Raw genomic sequence first — 18269 nt, 5'->3', positions numbered from 1 at the left:
AAGAAAAGCAGTGGCACTAATTCAGACTACCCCCGGAAAGGAAAGTTCTCGCCGGCGATAAAAATTTCAAAATATATTTGCCACTGATACATCTTTGCTGCTTATCGGTTAGCCGAGTATCCCCGGCCACAGCACCACAATCAACGAACCTGCCAGGGTTAACAACACGTTAGCTATGGCGTAGGTTCCGGCGTAACCCAGCGCAGGGATATTGCTGCGTGCGGTGTCGCTGATGATTTCCATTGCCGGTGCACAGGTACGCGCCCCCATAATCGCGCCGAACAGCAAGGCGCGGTTCATGCGCAGGACATAGGCGCCAAACAGGAAGCAGATCACCACCGGCACCAGGCTGACGATCAACCCGGCGATCAGCATCTGGCCACCGACGGCGCCGAGGCTGTGGCCGATGCCCGCACCGGCGCTCAGGCCTACGCCGGCCATAAACACCATCAGGCCAAATTCTTTCACCATGTTCAACGCGCCCTGCGGAATGTAGCCGAAGGTCGGGTGGTTGGCGCGCAGGAAGCCCAGCATGATGCCGGACATCAGCAGGCCGGCGGCGTTACCGATGCCGAACGAGAAATTGCTGAACTGGATGGTGATCTGGCCAATCATCAACCCGATGATGAAGAAGGAGCAGAAGGCCAGCAGGTCGGTCACCTGGCTGTGGATAGAGATAAAGCCGATCTTCTCCGCCACGCTTTTCACCCGGCGCGCGTCGCCGCTGACCTGCAGCACGTCGCCTTTGTTGAGCACTATGCTGTCGTCAATGGGCATTTCAATCTGGCTGCGGATCACCCGGTTGAGGAAGCAGCCGTGATCGGTCAGCTTTAACTGGCTCAGGCGCTTGTTTACCGCATTGCTGTTCTTGACCACGATCTCTTCGGTGACGATGCGCATGTCCAGCAGATCCCGGTCGAACACTTCTTTACCGTTGCGGAAGCTGGGGTCCAGCCGCGCATGGGCATCCGGGTAGCCGACCAGGGAAATCTCGTCGCCCACCTGCAACACCGCGTCGCCATCCGGGTTCGCCAGAATTCCGTTGCGGCGGATGCGTTCTATATAACAACCGGTCTGGCGATAGATGCCCAGCTCACGCAGGTTTTTGCCATCGGCCCAGGCCACCAGCTCCTGGCCAACGCGGTAGGCGCGAATGACCGGCAGGTAAACCTTGCGCTGGCTGTCGGTATCCAGGCCACGCTCGCGGGCAATCTGTTGGGCGGAGGTGGAGAGATCCTGATGTTGCAGTTTGGGCAGGTAGCGTGCGCCGAAGATCAGGCTCACCAGGCCAATCAGGTAGGTCAGGGCATAGCCGAGGCTCAGATGATCCTGTGCCGCCAGCAGCGCCGGGCCGTTGACGATGGTGTTACGCAGCGTATCGCCTGCGCCCACCAGTACCGGGGTCGAGGTCATCGACCCGGCCAGCATGCCGGCGGTGAGCCCGATGTCCCAATGGAACAACTTGCCCAGACCGATAGCGATCACCATCGCGGAGCCGACCATCACCAGCGCCAGCATCAGGTAATTTTTGCCGTCGCGGAAAAAAATTGAGAAAAAGTTTGGCCCGGCTTCCACGCCGACGCAGAAAATAAACAGCATAAAGCCGAGATTCAGCGCTTCGGTGTTAATGGCGAAATGTTGTTGGCCCAACAGCAGCGAAACCACCAAAACGCCAATGGAATTACCGAGTTGAACGGAACCCAGACGAACTTTACCGAGGCACAGCCCCAGTGCGAGTACCACAAACAGTAACAGGATGTAGTTACCGTTTAACAAACTAGCGACGTTTATGTTCACGGAGGATAACTTATTGTTTACCAGTAAGTGCTTGATGTAGATGACTATAAGATATAAATTCAGTCGAAAAATGACGTCATAAATAACTAACCAGCGGAAGGCGATTCGAACCATCGATCGGCGGCGTATATTCTAGTCGCTATAGCGCGTGACAGCCAGCATTAAGCTGAATTCCTGCGCCGTCATACGCATTTAACTCTCTTTAGACCAAGGAAAAAATTCAGCCCAGCGTTGCCGTTTAGGGCAAGGCGTCACCGGCTTTGTGACACGGCTGATTTCTACGGAGTAGTGACGACGCTAAAGGGGAGTCTCTGCATGGCGAACTATCGGTATTGGGTAGGTATTTTAAGCTGTTCTCTGTTGTTCAGCCTGGTATTTCTCGGCCAGCAGAGCGGGGCATTCGGCAGCGCGGATCACGAGCACCACGGTGAAACCGGTCTGTTGCTGTTTGTGATACCCGGCATGATCGCCAGCTATCTATCGAGCAAAAAGCGGATCCTCTGCCCGTTGCTGGGCGCATTGTATGCATTGCCGCTGTGCCTGACGATCCGCCATTTTTGGCTGACGCCGTATTATTCGTTCTGGCAGGAACTGGCTTATGCCACCAGCGCGGTGTTTTGGTGCGTATTCGGCGCCATGCTGGCGCTGTTTGCGCGCAGCCTGCTGCAGACTTTTCAGCAATGCCACCGCCGCGAACGGCAATAAAAAAGGCGCTTTAAGCGCCTTTTTGCCGTACAACCTGAGGCTTACTGGAACAGATTCAGGTTTTCTTTGGCGTAGGCTTCGAAATCGGTGAAGCCGCCAACGTGTTTCTCATCAAGGAAAATCTGCGGTACGGTTTCTACCGGCTTACCGACGGTTTTTTCCAGATCGGCCTTGGTGATGCCTTCTGCGTGGATATCAATATAACGGAAGTTGAAATCGTCACGGTCTTCAGTCAGTTTTTCCGCCAACTCTTTTGCACGGACACAATAAGGACAGCCTGGGCGCCCGAAGATCACTGCAAACATGCATCACTCCTTAGTTGATATTCAATTATTTAATCGCTACTGCAACGACATTCTGTCAGCCGAAAAAGCCTTGGTCTGCGCATTACCTGCGTTGATGCCGGTTACTATGCCCGTTGGCTCGGTGAAAAAAAAGCAGGAATTACCTGTTAATCTGATTCACGTAACCGATTAAGCCATCGGGGCTGTCGCCGCCGGGGGGAATTCACTACACTGGAGGCAGTGCCTCTGGAGAAGAAAAATATGCGTTCATTCGGTGACTTACCTCGCCCGGTACTGGTATTGGAAGGCCTGGGTATGGTGCTGTTGGTGCTGGCCTATCTGAGTATTCACGATCATGTCCGGTTGCCGGGGTGGCTGGCTTCACAGCAGGCGGCGGTGGCGATGATCTTCCTTGGGGTGGCGCTGATGGTGCCGGCGGCGGCGTTTCTGGTCTGGCGCGTGGCGCAGGGCTTTGGCCCGCTGATGCGTGGCGGCCTGCCGCCGGAAAACGATCGGCACAAGCCCGATCCGAAAAACGTGCCGGGCGATAAAAAAGACAGTGAGCCGCGCGCCTGAGCGCCGGCCGCCGATAACATGCCTGCCTGGCAGGTAATTGCTTTTTGGGGTGACGAGTGAAAATTGCCATTCTTTCGCGCGATGGAACGCTGTATTCATGCAAACGCCTGCGGGAAGCGGCGGAGCAGCGTGGGCACAGCATTGATATCATCGATCCGCTCTCCTGTTATATGAACATCAACCCCGCTGCACCGACCATCCATTATCGCGGCCGTCAGTTGGACCGCTATGATGCGGTGATCCCGCGTATCGGCTCCGCCATCACTTTTTATGGTACCGCAGTGCTGCGGCAGTTTGAGCTGCTGGGCAGCTACCCGCTGAATGAGTCGGTGGCGATCACCCGGGCGCGCGACAAGCTGCGCTCGCTGCAATTGCTGGCGCGCCAGGGGATAGATCTGCCGATCACCGGTTTCGCTCATTCGCCGGACGATACCGGCGATCTGATCGAGTTGGTCGGCGGTGCGCCGCTGGTGGTCAAATTGGTCGAAGGCACTCAGGGCATCGGGGTGGTGTTGGCGGAAACGCGTCAGGCGGCGGAGAGCGTGATTGACGCCTTCCGCGGCCTCAATGCCCATATTCTGGTGCAGGAGTTCATTCGCGAGGCGCAGGGCAGGGATGTGCGCTGTCTGGTGGTGGGCGGCAAGGTCGTGGCCGCTATCGAGCGGCAGGCCAAGGCCGGGGAGTTCCGCTCCAACCTGCACCGCGGCGGCACCGCCCGCAAAGTGAGCATTACCGCCAAAGAGCGGGCGATTGCGGTGAAGGCCGCGACTACGCTGGGATTGGATGTCGCCGGGGTGGATATCCTGCGTGCGGCCCGTGGCCCGCTGGTGATGGAGGTCAACGCTTCACCGGGGCTGGAAGGGGTGGAGGGCACCACCGGGCTGGATATCGCCGGCATGATGATCGAATACATTGAACAGCGCGCGCGGCCGGGATTTCGCTTGAAATCGGGCGGGTGAATGCCCGGCGGCAAAGATTCGCTGCTCTGCGGCTGGTGCTGTGACCTTTTCTCGCCCATATTTAGCCTAATAGCGAATTAAGCGGCTTTGATCGTGGCGTATTGGGGCAATATTCCGTAAGCTATGCGCCTTTTTCGCGTTTTGAATATTGTGAGGCTGGTAATATGGATTCACTCATTGTCCCTGATTTGGCGTTGTTGCGACGTTGGCTGGATCAATCGGGCATTTCATTCTTTGAGTGCGATTCCTGTCAGGCGCTGCACCTGCCGCACATGCAAAACTTCGACGGCGTGTTTGACGCCAAGATCGATCTGGTTGACAACGTGATCTTGTTCTCCGCGTTGGCCGAGGTAAAGCCGACCGCGCTGATCCCGCTGGTGGCCGATCTCAGCCAGATCAACGCCAGTTCGCTGACCATCAAGGCGTTTGTCGATATCCAGGACGACAACCTGCCGAAACTGATCGTCTGTCAGTCGCTGAGTATCGCCGTGGGCGTGACGCTGGAGCAGTTCACCCACTTTATGCAGCAGGGCGAAGAACAGATCTCGATGGTGATCCTCGAGGCGCGGGCGAACGATCTGCTGTTTATGGGTGACGAAGAAGAGAACCCGGCTACCGCTGACCGCCAACCAATGTTGCACTGATCGCCGCTGTACATGATGCATGCCGTACCTCCGGCGGCATGCTGCCCTTATTTCCTTCCGCAATAATATATTCTGCGTTTTACCCTCTGTTGCCAGATATTTCTCGCCGTTTATGCCATTAATGGCGTATCACATAGAGAGAAACTGCATAAAAAATCGATAAAAGGCGTTTTTAGCCCTGAAGGCTGGTGCGTTTCGGCAACACCGGTTATGCTGCTGATTCTGCTAAGGGCTTGCGATTCCCCTTGTGACCACGCGGGCTGGACAGCTGAAAAAGGCGTATGCAATCAAATGCATAGCCATTCAATTCGCGGTTGCAACGATTGCGCTCGATCAGGAAAGGTTTTGTATCATTTCGGGATACAAGTTCAATTCTATGATTCACCCCTGTTTTGGAGGAAGTTACGGATGGTCACCCAACGTAAAAAGTGGTTATCGGGTGTTGTTGCCGGCCTGCTGATGGCCGCGTCCGTCACAGCGTCAGCCGATGAAAAAACGCTGCACGTCTATAACTGGTCCGACTATATTGCGCCGGACACCTTAGCTAAATTCCAGAAAGAAACCGGCATCAAAGTGGTGTACGACGTCTTTGACTCCAATGAAGTACTGGAAGGCAAATTGATGGCGGGCAGCACCGGTTATGACCTGGTGGTACCTTCGTCCAACTTCCTTGAGCGCCAGTCGAAGGCCGGTATCTTCGAGCCGCTCGACAAGAGCAAAATGCCGAATTACAAAAACCTTGATCCCGAGATGCTGCAACTGGTGGCGCATAACGACAAGGACAACAAGTACGGCATTCCTTACCTGATGGTGACCACCGGCATCGGCTACAACGTTGACAAGGTGAAAGCGGTGCTGGGCAAAGACGCGCCGGTCGACAGCTGGGATCTGATCCTCAAACCGGAAAACCTTGAAAAACTGAAGAGCTGCGGCGTTTCCTTCCTGGATGCGCCTAGCGAGATCTATGCGACCGTGCTGCATTATCTGGGTAAAGATCCCAACAGCACCAACGCGGCGGATTACACCGGCGCGGCGAACGATCTGCTGCTCAAGCTGCGGCCGAACATCCGTTACTTCCACTCTTCCCAGTACATCAACGATCTGGCGAACGGTGACATCTGCGTGGCGATCGGCTGGTCCGGCGACGTGATGCAGGCGGCTAACCGCGCCAAAGAAGCGAAGAATGGCGTGAACGTGGCTTATACCATCCCGAAAGAAGGTGCGCTGACCTATTTTGACATGTTCGCCATGCCGGCGGATGCCAAAAACAAGGACGCTGCTTATCAGTTCCTGAACTTCCTGCTCAAGCCGGACGTGATGGCGGGCATCAGCAACTTCGTGTATTACGCCAATGCGGTGAAGGATTCCACGCCGCTGGTGAACGCCGATATACGCAATAACCCGAACGTGTATCCACCGGCCGATCTGCGCGCCAAGCTGTTCACGCTGAACGTGCAATCGCCGAAGCTGGACCGTGTCATTACCCGTGCCTGGACTAAAGTTAAAAGCGGGAAGTAATGCGTAAGGGCTCAGCCAGTTGAGCCCGGTTTTCAGTCGTGTTCTGATCAGCAGGCGGGTGCTCCCCGCCTGCGTTGCCATTTTGGGCCATGGCAATCGCCGTGGTTTTTTGCACTGCTTTACACCGGAGAGCACCCCGATTGAACGACGTCATTCCTCGTCCTCAAGCCAAGTCGCAGAAGGTTTTCACCCCTCTGCTGGAAATCCGTAACCTCACTAAAACCTTTGACGGCCAAAACGCGGTCGAAGACGTCAGCCTGACCATCTACAAGGGCGAAATCTTTGCGCTGCTGGGGCCGTCCGGCTGCGGCAAGTCTACGTTGTTGCGCATGCTGGCCGGCTTTGAACAGCCAACGGAAGGGCAGATTATGCTCGACGGGCAGGACATGTCGCACGTGCCGCCATACCAGCGGCCAATCAATATGATGTTCCAGTCTTACGCGTTGTTCCCGCACATGACGGTTGAGCAGAACATCGCTTTCGGCCTGAAGCAGGACAAAATGCCGCGTGCGGAAATCGCCGAGCGGGTGGCGGAGATGCTGTCGCTGGTACACATGCAAGAGTTCGCCAAACGCAAGCCGCACCAGCTCTCCGGCGGCCAGCGGCAGCGTGTGGCGTTGGCGCGCAGCCTGGCCAAGCGGCCGAAGCTGTTGCTGCTGGATGAACCTATGGGCGCGCTGGATAAAAAACTGCGTGACCGCATGCAGCTTGAAGTGACGGATATTCTTGAGCGCGTAGGCGTGACCTGCGTAATGGTCACCCACGATCAGGAAGAAGCGATGACCATGGCGGGGCGCATCGCCATCATGAACCGCGGCAAGTTTGTGCAAATCGGTGAGCCGGAAGAGATTTACGAGCATCCGAACAGCCGCTTCAGCGCTGAATTTATCGGCTCGGTCAACGTCTTTGACTGCGTGCTGCAGGAGCGTCATGACGATGCGCTGATCCTGCAAAGCCCCGGCCTGCGTCATGCGCTGAAAGTGGATCCGGATTCGTCGGTGGTGGACGGCGTGCCGATCCAGGTTGCGCTGCGGCCGGAAAAAATCATGCTGTGCGAAGAGGTGCCGCAAGACGGCTGCAACTTTGCGGTGGGGGAAGTGGTGCATATCGCTTACCTCGGCGATCTGTCGATCTACCACGTGAAGCTGCTCAGCGGCCAGATGCTCAGCGCCCAGTTGCAGAACGGCCACCGTTTCCGCAAAGGGATGCCGACCTGGGGCGATGAAGTGCGCCTGTGTTGGGAAGCCGACAGCTGCGTAGTGTTGACGGTGTAGTTGAGAAGGTGAGGAGTAATTGTTATGACAATGCTTTCTGAACGCACGCCGTCGGAACCGCCGGCTAACGGCCCCGGCCCGCTTAAAGCGTTTTTCCAGCGCCTGCAAATGGCCCACGGCCGCAAACTGGTGATCGCAGTGCCGCTGTTGTGGCTGATGCTGCTGTTCCTGCTGCCGTTCTTGATTGTGTTCAAGATCAGCCTGTCGGAGCTGGCGATGGCCGTTCCGCCTTATACCGATCTGATGAACTGGGCGGAAGGCAAACTGGATATCGCGCTCAATTTTGCCAACTACCTGCAATTGACCGACGATCCGCTGTATCTGGATGCCTATTTGCAATCGTTGCAGGTGGCGGCGGTATCGACGATTTGCTGCCTGATCATCGGTTACCCGTTAGCCTGGGCGGTGGCACACAGCAAATCTTCAACCCGCAACATTTTGCTGCTGCTGGTGATCCTGCCATCGTGGACCTCGTTCCTGATCCGCGTTTACGCCTGGATGGGGATCCTGAAAAACAACGGTATCCTCAATAATTTCCTGCTGTGGTTGGGGGTTATCGATCAACCCTTGGTGATCCTGCATACCAATCTGGCGGTGTATATCGGTGTGGTGTATTCCTACCTGCCGTTTATGGTATTGCCCATTTATACCGCGCTGACCCGGCTGGATTACTCGCTGGTTGAGGCTTCTCTGGATCTGGGTGCCAAGCCGTTGAAAACCTTCTTTAGCGTGATCGTGCCGCTGACCCGCGGCGGCATTATCGCCGGCTCGATGCTGGTGTTTATTCCGGCGGTAGGGGAGTTTGTGATCCCTGAACTGCTGGGCGGCCCGGACAGTATCATGATCGGCCGCGTGCTGTGGCAAGAGTTCTTCAATAACCGCGACTGGCCGGTGGCTTCGGCGGTTGCCACCGTCATGCTGCTGTTGCTGATTGTACCTATTCTCTGGTTCCACAAGCACCAGAACAAGGAAATGGGGGGGCAGGGATGAACAACTTGCCGGTAGTGCGTTCACCGTGGCGTATCGCCATTTTGGTGATAGGTTTCACCTTCCTGTATGCGCCGATGTTGATGCTGGTCATTTACTCGTTCAACAGTTCCAAACTGGTGACGGTATGGGCCGGTTGGTCTACGCGCTGGTATTCGGAGCTGTTCCATGATTCGGCGATGATCAGCGCCGTTGGGCTGAGCCTGACGATAGCGGCCGCTTCGGCGACCGCTGCTGTGGTGCTGGGGGCGATTGCCGCCGTGGTGATGGTGCGTTTCGGCCGTTTCCGCGGGTCAACGGGGTTCGCCTTTATGCTGACTGCGCCGCTGGTCATGCCGGACGTCATCACCGGCCTGTCGCTGCTGCTGCTGTTTGTGGCGATGGGGCACGCCTTTGGCTGGCCGTCGGAGCGCGGGATGTTCACCATCTGGTTGGCGCACGTCACCTTCTGTACCGCCTATGTCTCGGTGGTGATCAGTTCGCGCCTGCGTGAACTGGACCGCTCGATCGAAGAGGCGGCGATGGATCTGGGCGCGACGCCGCTAAAAGTGTTCTTCGTGTTCACGCTGCCGATGATTGCCCCGGCGCTGGTTGCCGGCTGGATGCTGGCGTTCACCCTGTCGCTGGATGATCTGGTGATTGCCAGCTTCGTCGCCGGGCCGGGCGCCACCACCTTGCCGATGTTGGTGTTCTCCAGCGTGCGTATGGGGGTGAATCCGGAAATCAACGCCCTGGCGAGTTTGATTTTGCTGGTGGTGGGGATTATCGGTTTGATTGCCTGGTGGTTTATGGCGCGCTCGGAAAAACAGCGATCGCGCGAATTACAAAAGGCCGCCCGTAGCTGATTCGGTTCAAACCTGCTATTTTTGCAATTATTGGTATTGCAATTGATTACCTGACTTTATATATGCCGCCTGAATAGGCGGCGTTTGGTTGTATACACGGATATGTCAGACATGCTGAACAGCAGGCAGGGAATGAGATCGACTTCAGATGCGCCGGTACCGGTGATGGTGGCCGGGACGGCAATGGTGGCTATCAAATGCATCAGTGTGCTGTTGCTGTTGGGGGAACTGGGTGTCGACGGCGCCCAGGAATTTGTCAGTACCAGCGCCCAGGCCTGGGATTCTACGTTTATTTTTCTGGCCGGCCTGCTGCTGTTGTGCCTGCAAATCAGCTGCGGCTTTGCGGTGATGCGCGGCCGCAATTGGGGGCGCTGGGGCTACGTGATTTGCCAGTGTCTGGTGGTCGGCTATTTGCTGTTGGCGACCATCGGCAGCTTTTTGCCAGAGGTTTTTACCGTTGAAGGGGAAACCAGCAGCCAGATCCTGCATGTCCTGATCCTGCAAAAAATTCCCGACGCGGTTATCCTGGCGTTACTGTTTGTTCCCGTCACCAGCCGCCGGTATTTCGCCGCGCGTCACTGAGATTTTAACGGCGTAGAGTGATAAACTCTGCGCCCTTAATTATTCACCCCGAATCCACAGGGTCATCTTTATGCATTGCGCTTTGTATACGGCAGGAACCTGCCGTTCCTGTCAGTGGCTGGAAAAACCATACCCACAGCAACTGACGGACAAACAGCATCACCTGCAATCGCTGCTGGCCGGGCGTGATATCGCCCAGTGGCTGGAGCCGCTTGCCGGCGAGCAGAGCGCGTTTCGCAATAAAGCCAAAATGGTGGTCAGCGGCAGCGTAGAGCGCCCGCTGTTGGGGATGCTGCATCGCGACGGCACGGCGGTCGATCTGGGTGCTTGCCCGTTGTATCCCGCCAGTTTTGAACCGATGTTCGTGGTGTTGAAAAGCTTTATCGCCCGCGCCGGCCTGACGCCGTATAACGTGGCGCGCAAGCGCGGTGAACTGAAGTATCTGCTGTTGACCGAAAGCACCCACAGCGGCGGCGTGATGCTGCGCTTTGTGCTGCGTTCGGATAGCAAACTGGCGCAACTGCGGGCCGCATTGCCGTGGCTGCAGCAGCAGTTGCCGCAGCTCAGGGTGATTTCCGCCAATATTCAGCCGGTGCATATGGCGATAATGGAAGGGGAGCGCGAGATCCCGCTGACCGAGCAACAGGCGCTGGAGGAGCAGTTTAATCAGGTGCCGTTGTATATCCGCCCGCAAAGTTTTTTCCAGACCAATCCACAGGTGGCGGCCAAACTGTACGCTACCGCGCGCGACTGGGTTCGGGCGCTGGGTATCGACAGCATGTGGGATTTGTTCTGCGGCGTGGGCGGGTTTGGCCTGCACTGCGCGCAGCCGGAAACCCGCCTGACCGGCATCGAAATCAGCGCCGAAGCCATTGCTTGCGCGCGCCAGTCGGCGGAAACGCTGGGTTTGCAGCACGTCAGTTTCCAGGCGCTGGACTCCACGCGTTTTGCCACCGCTGAAGGCAGCGTGCCGCAGCTGGTGTTGGTCAATCCGCCACGGCGCGGTATCGGCCAGACGCTGTGCGACTACCTGAATCAGATGGCGCCAGACTACATTCTGTATTCAAGCTGCAATGCCGAGAGTATGGCGAAAGACATTGAAGGGCTGCCGGATTATCGCATCGAGCGTGTGCAGCTGTTTGATATGTTCCCGCATACCGCCCATTACGAAGTGCTGACGCTGCTTGTACGTAACTGCAAAGACCCGGATAGCCGGGTCTGAGTTTGATGACAAAGTTGTCTTTGAACCCGAGATATCCGGGCCTGGTGCACCGAGGGGCGCTCCGGCGGGCAAGCCGCTGCGCCCCCTACGGCACGCTCTCCCTAATAACGGGCTTTGTCAGCAGTCTGGGACCCGGATAGCCGGGTCTTGTTTACAGATTAATGTCGTTTTTAGGTCTTACTGCGGGAACCACTTGTCGTTGATGGCCTTGTAAGTCCCGTCGGCTTTGATGGCGTCCAGCGCGGCGTTCAGCTTGGCCAGCAGCGCCTTATTGTCTGGACGCACCGCAATGCCCAGACCGGTGCCGAAGTACTGCGCGTCGGTGACGTGCTCGCCGACCGGTGCCAGTTGAGGGTTGTTCTTCAGCCATTCGTTCACCACGGCGGTATCGCCGAATACGCCGTCGATACGGCCATTTTTCAGCTCGAGAATGGCATTCTGGTAGCTGTCGTAAGAGACGGTGTTAATCTCCGGGTGCTTGTCCTGCATGTATTTCTGATGAGTGGTGCCGTTCTCCATCCCCACCTTCTTGCCTTTCAGATCGGCCAGCGAGCTGAATTTACCTTTCTCGGCGATCACAATCGCCGAGTTGGCGTAGTACGGTTGAGTGAAGGCGACCTGCTTGCTGCGCTCCGGCGTGATGTCCATGCCCGAGATCACTGCATCGTATTTTTTGAATTTCAGCGCGGCGATCAGGCTATCGAACGCCTGGTTGGTGAAGGTGCATTCCGCCTTCATTTGTTTGCACAGCGCGTTGGCCAGATCGATATCAAAGCCGACGATTTTATTGCTGGCATCCAGTGATTCGAACGGCGGGTAGGTGGCGGAAGCGGCGAAGCGAATGGTGTCGGCAGCGCCGGCGTTGAAGGCGATCCCGGCCAGCACCGTTGCGGCAAGTAATAGTTTTTTCATGCGTAAGGCTCCTGTCTGCAAGTCTGCGTATTTTTATCTCGCCACCGCTTGATTTTACTGACAATAACCCAAAGGTTCATGCGGTGGTCGCTGGCGTTTACCCTGCCATTTAATGAATTGATATGCAATATAAATGATTAAAAATTGCGGTGGAAATAAAAAGCCCTGCGCGAAGGCAGGGCTTGTAGATTGACTGGCAGAGCACTCAGTTGCGGCGTTCGAACGCCAGCGCACGCCGCTCGACGATGCGCATCAGCAACGTCAGCAGACCGTTGACGCACAGATACACCAGGCCGGCGGCGCCAAATACCATTACGTCATAGGTGCGGCCATACATCAGTTGGCTGTAGCCCATCACTTCCATCAGAGTGATGGTATAAGCCAGCGAGGTACTTTTGAACACCAGCACCACTTCGTTGGAGTAGGACGACAACGCGCGTTTGAAGGCGAAAGGCAGCAGAATGCGCAGCGACTGTGAACGTGACATGCCCAAGGCTTCGCAGGATTGCCACTGGCCGGCCGGGATCGCCCGCACCGCACCGTAAAACAGCTGGGTGGTGTAGGCGGCGCTGTTCAGCGCCAGCGCGATCATCGCGCACAGCCACGGCTGCGACAGCAGGTTCCATAACCACGGATATTCACGGATCGCCGGGAACTGGCCGGGACCGTAGTAGATCAGGAATATCTGTACCAGCAGCGGGGTGCCGGTGAACAGCGTGATATAGATCTTCACGAGCGGCGTCAGGATCGGCGTTTTCAGCGTCAGGATCACCGTCAGCAGCAGCGACAGCACCAGCGCCACAATCAGCGCGGTGATGGTCAGCGTCAGGCTGGTGTGCAGCCCTTTGATAATTTCCGGCAAGAACTCAAGCATCAGACCGGCCCCCGCTCAAAACGCGTGGCGCGCAGTTCGATACGTTTGAGAGCGTACTGGCTGAACAGGGTGACGACCAGATAAATTGCCGCTGCAATGACGTACCAGGTAAAAGGCTCCTGGGTACGGGTGGCGATGCTCTTGGTTTGCAACATCAGGTCGTTAACGCTGATCAATGACACCAGCGCGGTATCTTTCAGCAATACCAGCCATTGGTTACCGAGGCCAGGCAGCGCATGGCGCCACATCTGCGGCATGATCAGGCGAAAGAAAATGGCCGCCGTGCTCATCCCGAGCGCCTGTCCGGATTCCCACTGCCCCTGCGGCACGGCCTTCAATGCGCCGCGCAGCGTCTGCGACGCATAAGCCGAATAGAGCAGGGCGAGCGCGATCACGCCGCACAGGAACGGGCTGACTTCGAAGTTATCGATTGCCAGTTGGATGGGCAGCTGGAACAGACCGAAATTCAGGGTGAAGCCGTCGGACAGCATCAACAGCAGCTGCGACGAACCGAAATAGATGAACAGCACCACCAGAATTTCCGGCAGGCCGCGCAGCAGCGTCACCCAGGCGGTACCGAGCCAGCTGACGACTTTCCAGCGTGACGATTCCCAGACGGCAAACAGCATCGCCAGGATCAGCCCGAGGATAAGGGCACAAACGGCAAGGCCGACGGTCATCCCGGCGGCGCTTGCTAGAGGTTGAATTTCATTCATCGGGGTTGATTACTGCTGGAACCATTTTTTGTAGATGGTTTCGTAAGTCCCATCCTGCTTGATTTTGTCCAGAGCCGCATTGAACTTGCCCTGCAACTCGGTGTTTTTCTGACGTACGGCAATGCCCAGACCGGTGCCGAAGTAATCTTTGTCCGTCACTTTATCGCCTACCGCCGCCAGCGCAGCGTTTTGTTTCAGCCACTCGTTGACCACCGCAGTGTCGCCGAATACCGCGTCAACGCGGCCATTTTTCAGGTCCAGAATGGCATTCTGATAGCTGTCATAAGGTACGGTCGTGATTTCCGGGTGTTTGTCGGTCAGGTATTTTTGATGGGTGGTGCCATTTTGCACGCCCACTTTTTTGCCTTTCAGCGCAGCAACGTCGGCCACTTTGCCTTTCTGCGCGACAAACAGGGCGGAGTTGTCGTAATACGGCTTGGTGAACAACACCTGTTTTTCACGCTCAGGCGTGATGTCCATACCGGCCATGACCGCGTCGAAGCGCTTGAACTTCAGGCTTGGGATCAGGCTGTCGAAGGCCTGATTGGTGAAGGTGCAGTCGGCCTGGATCTCTTTACACAGCGCATTGGCCAGATCGACGTCAAAACCCTGGATCTTGTTGCCGGCGTCAATAAATTCAAATGGAGGATATGAGGCTTCGGTAGCGAAACGGATCGTTTCGGCTGCAGAGGCGGAAACGCTGATGCCGGCCAGAACGGCGGCGATTATTAGTTTTTTCATCGCAAACTCCCCAAATTACAGCAAGTAAAATTATTAGTGTGATAAGTAATTAGCAAACTCGGTGGTCTGCGGCTGTGCAAAATGACTGGCGTCGCCCTGTTCCACCACGCGACCGTTTTCCATGTACACCACGCGGCTGGCGGTCTTGCGCGCCACTTCCACTTCGTGGGTTACAATCACCTGGGTGATCCCGGTGCCGGCCAATTCGCGAATGATGCTGACGATCTGGGCGGTAATTTCAGGATCCAACGCGGCGGTCGGTTCATCGAACAGCAGGACCTGTGGTTCCATCATCAACGCACGGGCGATCGCCACGCGCTGTTGCTGGCCGCCGGAAAGGTGCAACGGGAAACGATCGGCAAAGTCAGTCAGGCGCAAACGCTTCAGCAGTTTGTCCGCGCGTTCCATCGCCTGTGCCTTGGTCAGACCCAACACGCGGCACGGTGCCTCGATCAGGTTTTGCACCACGGTGAGGTGTGGCCAGAGGTTGTATTGCTGGAACACCATGCCAACGTTCTGACGCAGTTCGCGAATGGCTTTTTCGCCCGGAGCCTGTTTGAAATCGAATTGGTTACCGGCGATCTGCAATTGCCCGGAACGGGGCATCTCCAGCAGATTCAATACCCGCAGCAATGAGCTTTTCCCGGCACCGCTTGGACCAAGCAGCACCAAAGTTTCCCCTGCTGGGCAATCCAGCGTGATGTCAAACAGCGCCTGGTGTGCGCCGTAATAGCAGTTGATACCGTTAAGTTGAATGCTCATGCGCCAGAATTGAATAGATATTGATGCCGCGAATGTTAACTTCCACAGAATACTTATGCAATCTTTGTGCGTTAAAATTTATTACTGCGCGGCAGAATAGTAAAAGAATAGCACAAGATACCGCGACTCAGGTTCGAAGGGGGGATTTGTCGTGCAGGCTGTGAGGTATGTAGCGAAATTTCTTAAGTTGAGCGAACTTTGAGCGCAATCAAGGCATTTGGCCACCGACGCCGAAGAGCGCCGGTGGCGGGGGGTTACTGGTTTTCCAGTACCTGGCGCAATGTACCGCTGGCGGCGTGCGGCGGTACGTTCAGGTAGCGGATATCATCCACCACCCAACAGGTGCCTTCACGCACCATCAGCACCTCATCTTGCCAGTTGACCGTGCTGCCGCCGTCCTTCTGGTGGCTCAGTTGAACGCGCAGCGGGATATTTTTCGCATCGGTATTAGGAATGGTAGACGCGCCGGCAACGGAGGCGCTGGTCGCCCCCTGGGCATTGCCGGAGAACAGATCGCCGGTTACCTGATGCTTGCCTGGGTTTTGGTTGGCGGCGACCAGATCCTGGTACAGCACCTTACTCAGGTAGGGCTGCAACTGTGCCAGACGGTTGCTGTCCGGCAGGGAAGCCGCAGGGCCCTGTTGCAGGCGCAGATCGTAAAATTTCTGTGCGACCGTATCCGGGCCGCCTTCCACACAACCGCCGGTACGGGTGCCGATATCCTTGAATGCCGGCTCGACGGTGGTACAGGCACTCAATAACAGCGCTAAGGGAAAAACAGCCGCAATCGTTTTTGTTTTCATCTGATTACCTTATGTGAAAGTCTCTACCATGAAGACCGATAGCCTACAGTATAAATGCGTTTTCGGGCCTTGCATTCGTACTGAGTGCCATTCCCTAACAGAACATAGTGCTAAAACGATGGTCATAGAAAAGTGATGAATTAATCAAACAAGGAATTCTGATGCAGCTTTCAACCACCCCGACCCTGGAAGGGTTTACCATTACCGAATACTGCGGCGTTGTCACCGGCGAGGCGATCCTCGGTGCCAATATTTTTCGTGATTTCTTCGCCGGCGTGCGCGATATCGTCGGCGGCCGCTCCGGCGCTTACGAGAAAGAACTGCGTAAAGCGCGCTTGATAGCATTCCAGGAACTGGAAGAACAGGCGAAAGAGCTGGGCGCCAACGCGGTGGTCGGCATTGATATCGACTATGAAACCGTGGGTAAAGACAGCAGCATGCTGATGGTGACCGTCAGCGGCACCGCAGTGAAAGTCAGCCGCTAACCCCCATTTTATGAGACGCCCCGGCAACCGTCGGGGCGCAGTCTCTTTATCCCACCTTGTGTTCTTCAGGTTTCAGCGGGCGATGTTCCTGCGGTTTTGCTGCGGGTATCAGACGGTGTTGTTCCTGCGGTTTTGCTGCGGGTATCAGACGGTGTTGTTCCTGCGGTTTTGCCGTGAGTATCAGACGGTGCGGCTCTTGCTGCTGATGAAACTGCGCTGCCGAAGAAGGCGCGAAGCCTGGATGAGGAACCGCTGCCAATGGCGCAGACTGATGCGTTGCCCGGTTATCCGCTGGATGCAGTATTGGGGATTTCGCGCGCGGATGTTGCGGCATGACTGCAGGGGCGGAATGGTTAAAGTTTGGCGTGTTCATCGGCTGATGGGCGAGGTTGGGCTGCATTGCCGGGTGGGGGACCGGAGGCGCTGAAAGGGTGAAGGCCGGCATTCCTACCGGTGGATGAGCGTTGCCTGCCTGCTGGGGGGCAAAGTGCGGTTTTGCCATGGTGGCAAAATTCGGCGCCGGGCGCTCTGCCGTTGGCATGGTCGGAACGAAATGTGGCGCCTGATTCACCCGCGTATTGTAGTTATTCAGGGTAGTGGTGCGGTTCACATTATTGTACTGATTGATATTGGAAACGCGATTAATCACAGTAGTGGAGTGCGATATATAAGGCGCATTGTTGTAAATCACCGGTTGACGCCGATCGTTCCAGTGCACATCCCAGTTATGCCAGCTGTTGTCGTGCTGATTGAGCAAGGCGCCGACCGCGATACCGACGCCAAAGCTGATAACGCCGGCCGCCAGCATATCCCCACCGCTGTAGCCAGAGGCCGGTTGGTAGTGGTAACCGGGGTAAATCGGCACGGCTTCGCCGTAGGCTACCCAGGGATCGTAACGCGGCACATAAACCACATCCGGCTGGCTGGGTTCTATCACAATCACCCGATCGGGTGCGGCGACCACGGTTTGCTGGTAAGGCTGTTGGAGTGTACGCGCGATCGGTGCAATCACCACCCGTTGCTGGGGCGAGCTCTTCAGCGTGCCTTTATTCGCCGCGCGCTGGCGCATCACCTGGACGGCGTTCATTACGTCGGTGGGATCGTTGGCGTAAGCGTTGCCCAGCGCGCTGGTCCAGGGGAGGTTTTTTGCCATCTGGTCCAGCACGTCAGGAAATTGCACCAGGCTGCGAACGCTGGGATCCCAGGGTTGGGCGTCTGCGGCCGTGGTGAGCGCCGCCGGTTGCAGGCTGCGGTTCTGCGCCAGCCAATTGTCTGCGGCGCTGATTTGATCGGGATAACCCGCACCGGCCAACACCTGAGCCAGCAACTTGTCGGGAAACAGGGCTACCGGGCTGACCAACTGATAAAGCTGATCGGCGCTTAGCGGCGTATAGGCCGGTGCCGCGACGGGTTGAGTTACGCCCATTACGCCGGCGACACTTTTCTGATCGCAACCGCTGAGCGGCAGCAGAGCGAGACAGATCAACCCGGTTAAACAGTTCGATTTGCGCATGGTTTATTCGCTTATTTCAGCACAGGTAATATGATGAGGCTATCATCTGTCGGGCGGGCTGCGAGTGCTG

Annotated in this window: 20 protein-coding genes; 11 read left to right on the top strand and 9 right to left on the bottom strand. The window is 56.5% G+C overall.

The features are described 5' to 3' along the window. Positions 1 to 108 precede the first annotated feature (108 nt). Complete coding sequence (locus V2S86_RS11445) at positions 109 to 1797, bottom strand: aspartate:alanine antiporter (RefSeq protein ID WP_006320902.1); 1689 nt, start codon at positions 1795 to 1797, stop codon at positions 109 to 111. 315 nt (positions 1798 to 2112) lie between these two features. Between V2S86_RS11445 and V2S86_RS11440 the strand changes: the two genes are divergently transcribed. Next, entirely contained in the window at positions 2113 to 2502 is a 390-nt protein-coding gene (locus V2S86_RS11440; RefSeq protein WP_330762493.1) for an inner membrane protein YbjM, read from the top strand. 41 nt (positions 2503 to 2543) lie between these two features. Here V2S86_RS11440 and V2S86_RS11435 read toward each other — a convergent pair whose 3' ends face one another. Further along, on the bottom strand, positions 2544 to 2807 hold the full coding sequence (locus V2S86_RS11435) for a GrxA family glutaredoxin (RefSeq protein ID WP_004942515.1): 264 nt from the start codon (positions 2805 to 2807) through the stop codon (positions 2544 to 2546). 240 nt (positions 2808 to 3047) lie between these two features. Here V2S86_RS11435 and V2S86_RS11430 point away from each other — a divergent pair, with 240 nt between their 5' ends. The 9 genes from V2S86_RS11430 to rlmC all read left to right on the top strand — a co-directional run bounded on the left by V2S86_RS11430 (position 3048) and on the right by rlmC (position 11393). Next, positions 3048 to 3362 (top strand): YbjC family protein, encoded by a 315-nt coding sequence (locus V2S86_RS11430; RefSeq protein ID WP_330762492.1) that lies wholly within the window; start codon positions 3048 to 3050, stop codon positions 3360 to 3362. A 56-nt stretch (positions 3363 to 3418) separates the two neighbouring features. Further along, positions 3419 to 4321: a 30S ribosomal protein S6--L-glutamate ligase gene (gene rimK / locus V2S86_RS11425; RefSeq protein ID WP_006320899.1), complete on the top strand. Its 903-nt coding sequence runs from the start codon at positions 3419 to 3421 to the stop codon at positions 4319 to 4321. Positions 4322 to 4485: 164 nt separating this feature from the next. Beyond that, on the top strand, positions 4486 to 4965 hold the full coding sequence (locus tag V2S86_RS11420) for a YbjN domain-containing protein (protein ID WP_006320898.1): 480 nt from the start codon (positions 4486 to 4488) through the stop codon (positions 4963 to 4965). Between the two features lie 408 nt (positions 4966 to 5373). Then, the gene (gene potF / locus V2S86_RS11415) at positions 5374 to 6483 is read left to right on the top strand and encodes a spermidine/putrescine ABC transporter substrate-binding protein PotF (RefSeq protein ID WP_006320897.1); all 1110 of its coding nucleotides are present in this window, start codon (positions 5374 to 5376) and stop codon (positions 6481 to 6483) included. A gap of 140 nt (positions 6484 to 6623) precedes the next feature. Continuing rightward, entirely contained in the window at positions 6624 to 7757 is a 1134-nt protein-coding gene (gene potG, locus V2S86_RS11410; RefSeq protein ID WP_013812251.1) for a putrescine ABC transporter ATP-binding subunit PotG, read from the top strand. A 24-nt stretch (positions 7758 to 7781) separates the two neighbouring features. Beyond that, positions 7782 to 8747 (top strand): putrescine ABC transporter permease PotH, encoded by a 966-nt coding sequence (gene potH, locus V2S86_RS11405; protein ID WP_430306000.1) that lies wholly within the window; start codon positions 7782 to 7784, stop codon positions 8745 to 8747. Next, positions 8744 to 9589 carry a putrescine ABC transporter permease PotI gene (gene potI, locus V2S86_RS11400; protein WP_330762491.1) on the top strand — a complete coding sequence of 282 codons (846 nt, stop codon included), beginning with the start codon at positions 8744 to 8746 and terminating at the stop codon, positions 9587 to 9589. Before potH ends, potI begins: the two co-directional genes overlap by 4 nt. 102 nt (positions 9590 to 9691) lie before the next feature. After that, positions 9692 to 10171, top strand: coding sequence for a YbjO family protein (locus V2S86_RS11395; RefSeq protein WP_330762490.1), 480 nt, complete (start codon positions 9692 to 9694; stop codon positions 10169 to 10171). 70 nt (positions 10172 to 10241) lie between these two features. Beyond that, a complete protein-coding gene (rlmC, locus tag V2S86_RS11390; RefSeq protein WP_330762489.1) occupies positions 10242 to 11393 on the top strand; it encodes a 23S rRNA (uracil(747)-C(5))-methyltransferase RlmC in 1152 nt (383 codons plus the stop codon). 177 nt (positions 11394 to 11570) lie between these two features. On the opposite strand, the gene artJ (V2S86_RS11385) is transcribed toward rlmC, so the two are convergent. The 6 genes from artJ (V2S86_RS11385) to V2S86_RS11360 all read right to left on the bottom strand — a co-directional run bounded on the left by artJ (V2S86_RS11385) (position 11571) and on the right by V2S86_RS11360 (position 16201). Further along, positions 11571 to 12305: an arginine ABC transporter substrate-binding protein gene (artJ, locus tag V2S86_RS11385; RefSeq protein ID WP_004942526.1), complete on the bottom strand. Its 735-nt coding sequence runs from the start codon at positions 12303 to 12305 to the stop codon at positions 11571 to 11573. A gap of 205 nt (positions 12306 to 12510) precedes the next feature. Beyond that, a complete protein-coding gene (gene artM, locus V2S86_RS11380; RefSeq protein ID WP_004942528.1) occupies positions 12511 to 13179 on the bottom strand; it encodes an arginine ABC transporter permease ArtM in 669 nt (222 codons plus the stop codon). Continuing rightward, positions 13179 to 13895 carry an arginine ABC transporter permease ArtQ gene (artQ, locus tag V2S86_RS11375; RefSeq protein ID WP_330762488.1) on the bottom strand — a complete coding sequence of 239 codons (717 nt, stop codon included), beginning with the start codon at positions 13893 to 13895 and terminating at the stop codon, positions 13179 to 13181. The genes artM and artQ overlap by 1 nt, the downstream gene beginning before the upstream one ends. A 9-nt stretch (positions 13896 to 13904) precedes the next feature. Next, entirely contained in the window at positions 13905 to 14636 is a 732-nt protein-coding gene (gene artJ / locus V2S86_RS11370; protein WP_004942530.1) for an arginine ABC transporter substrate-binding protein, read from the bottom strand. Between the two features lie 33 nt (positions 14637 to 14669). Beyond that, positions 14670 to 15398, bottom strand: coding sequence for an arginine ABC transporter ATP-binding protein ArtP (gene artP, locus V2S86_RS11365; RefSeq protein ID WP_259216731.1), 729 nt, complete (start codon positions 15396 to 15398; stop codon positions 14670 to 14672). A 254-nt stretch (positions 15399 to 15652) separates the two neighbouring features. Then, a complete protein-coding gene (locus V2S86_RS11360; protein ID WP_330762487.1) occupies positions 15653 to 16201 on the bottom strand; it encodes a lipoprotein in 549 nt (182 codons plus the stop codon). Between the two features lie 161 nt (positions 16202 to 16362). On the opposite strand from V2S86_RS11360, the gene V2S86_RS11355 reads away from it, so the two are divergent. Continuing rightward, positions 16363 to 16686 (top strand): heavy metal-binding domain-containing protein, encoded by a 324-nt coding sequence (locus V2S86_RS11355; protein WP_004942542.1) that lies wholly within the window; start codon positions 16363 to 16365, stop codon positions 16684 to 16686. A gap of 46 nt (positions 16687 to 16732) precedes the next feature. Here the strand turns inward: V2S86_RS11355 and V2S86_RS11350 are convergent, their stop codons facing one another. Beyond that, positions 16733 to 18199, bottom strand: a complete 1467-nt coding sequence (locus V2S86_RS11350) for a DUF3300 domain-containing protein (RefSeq protein WP_330762486.1) — start codon at positions 18197 to 18199, stop codon at positions 16733 to 16735. Between the last annotated feature and the right edge of the window lie 70 nt (positions 18200 to 18269).

Origin of the sequence: Serratia sp. C2(1), assembly GCF_036352655.1 — a bacterium.
GTDB classification, from domain to species: Bacteria; Pseudomonadota; Gammaproteobacteria; order Enterobacterales; family Enterobacteriaceae; genus Serratia; species Serratia inhibens.
This window is presented reverse-complemented; position numbering and strand designations above follow the sequence as displayed.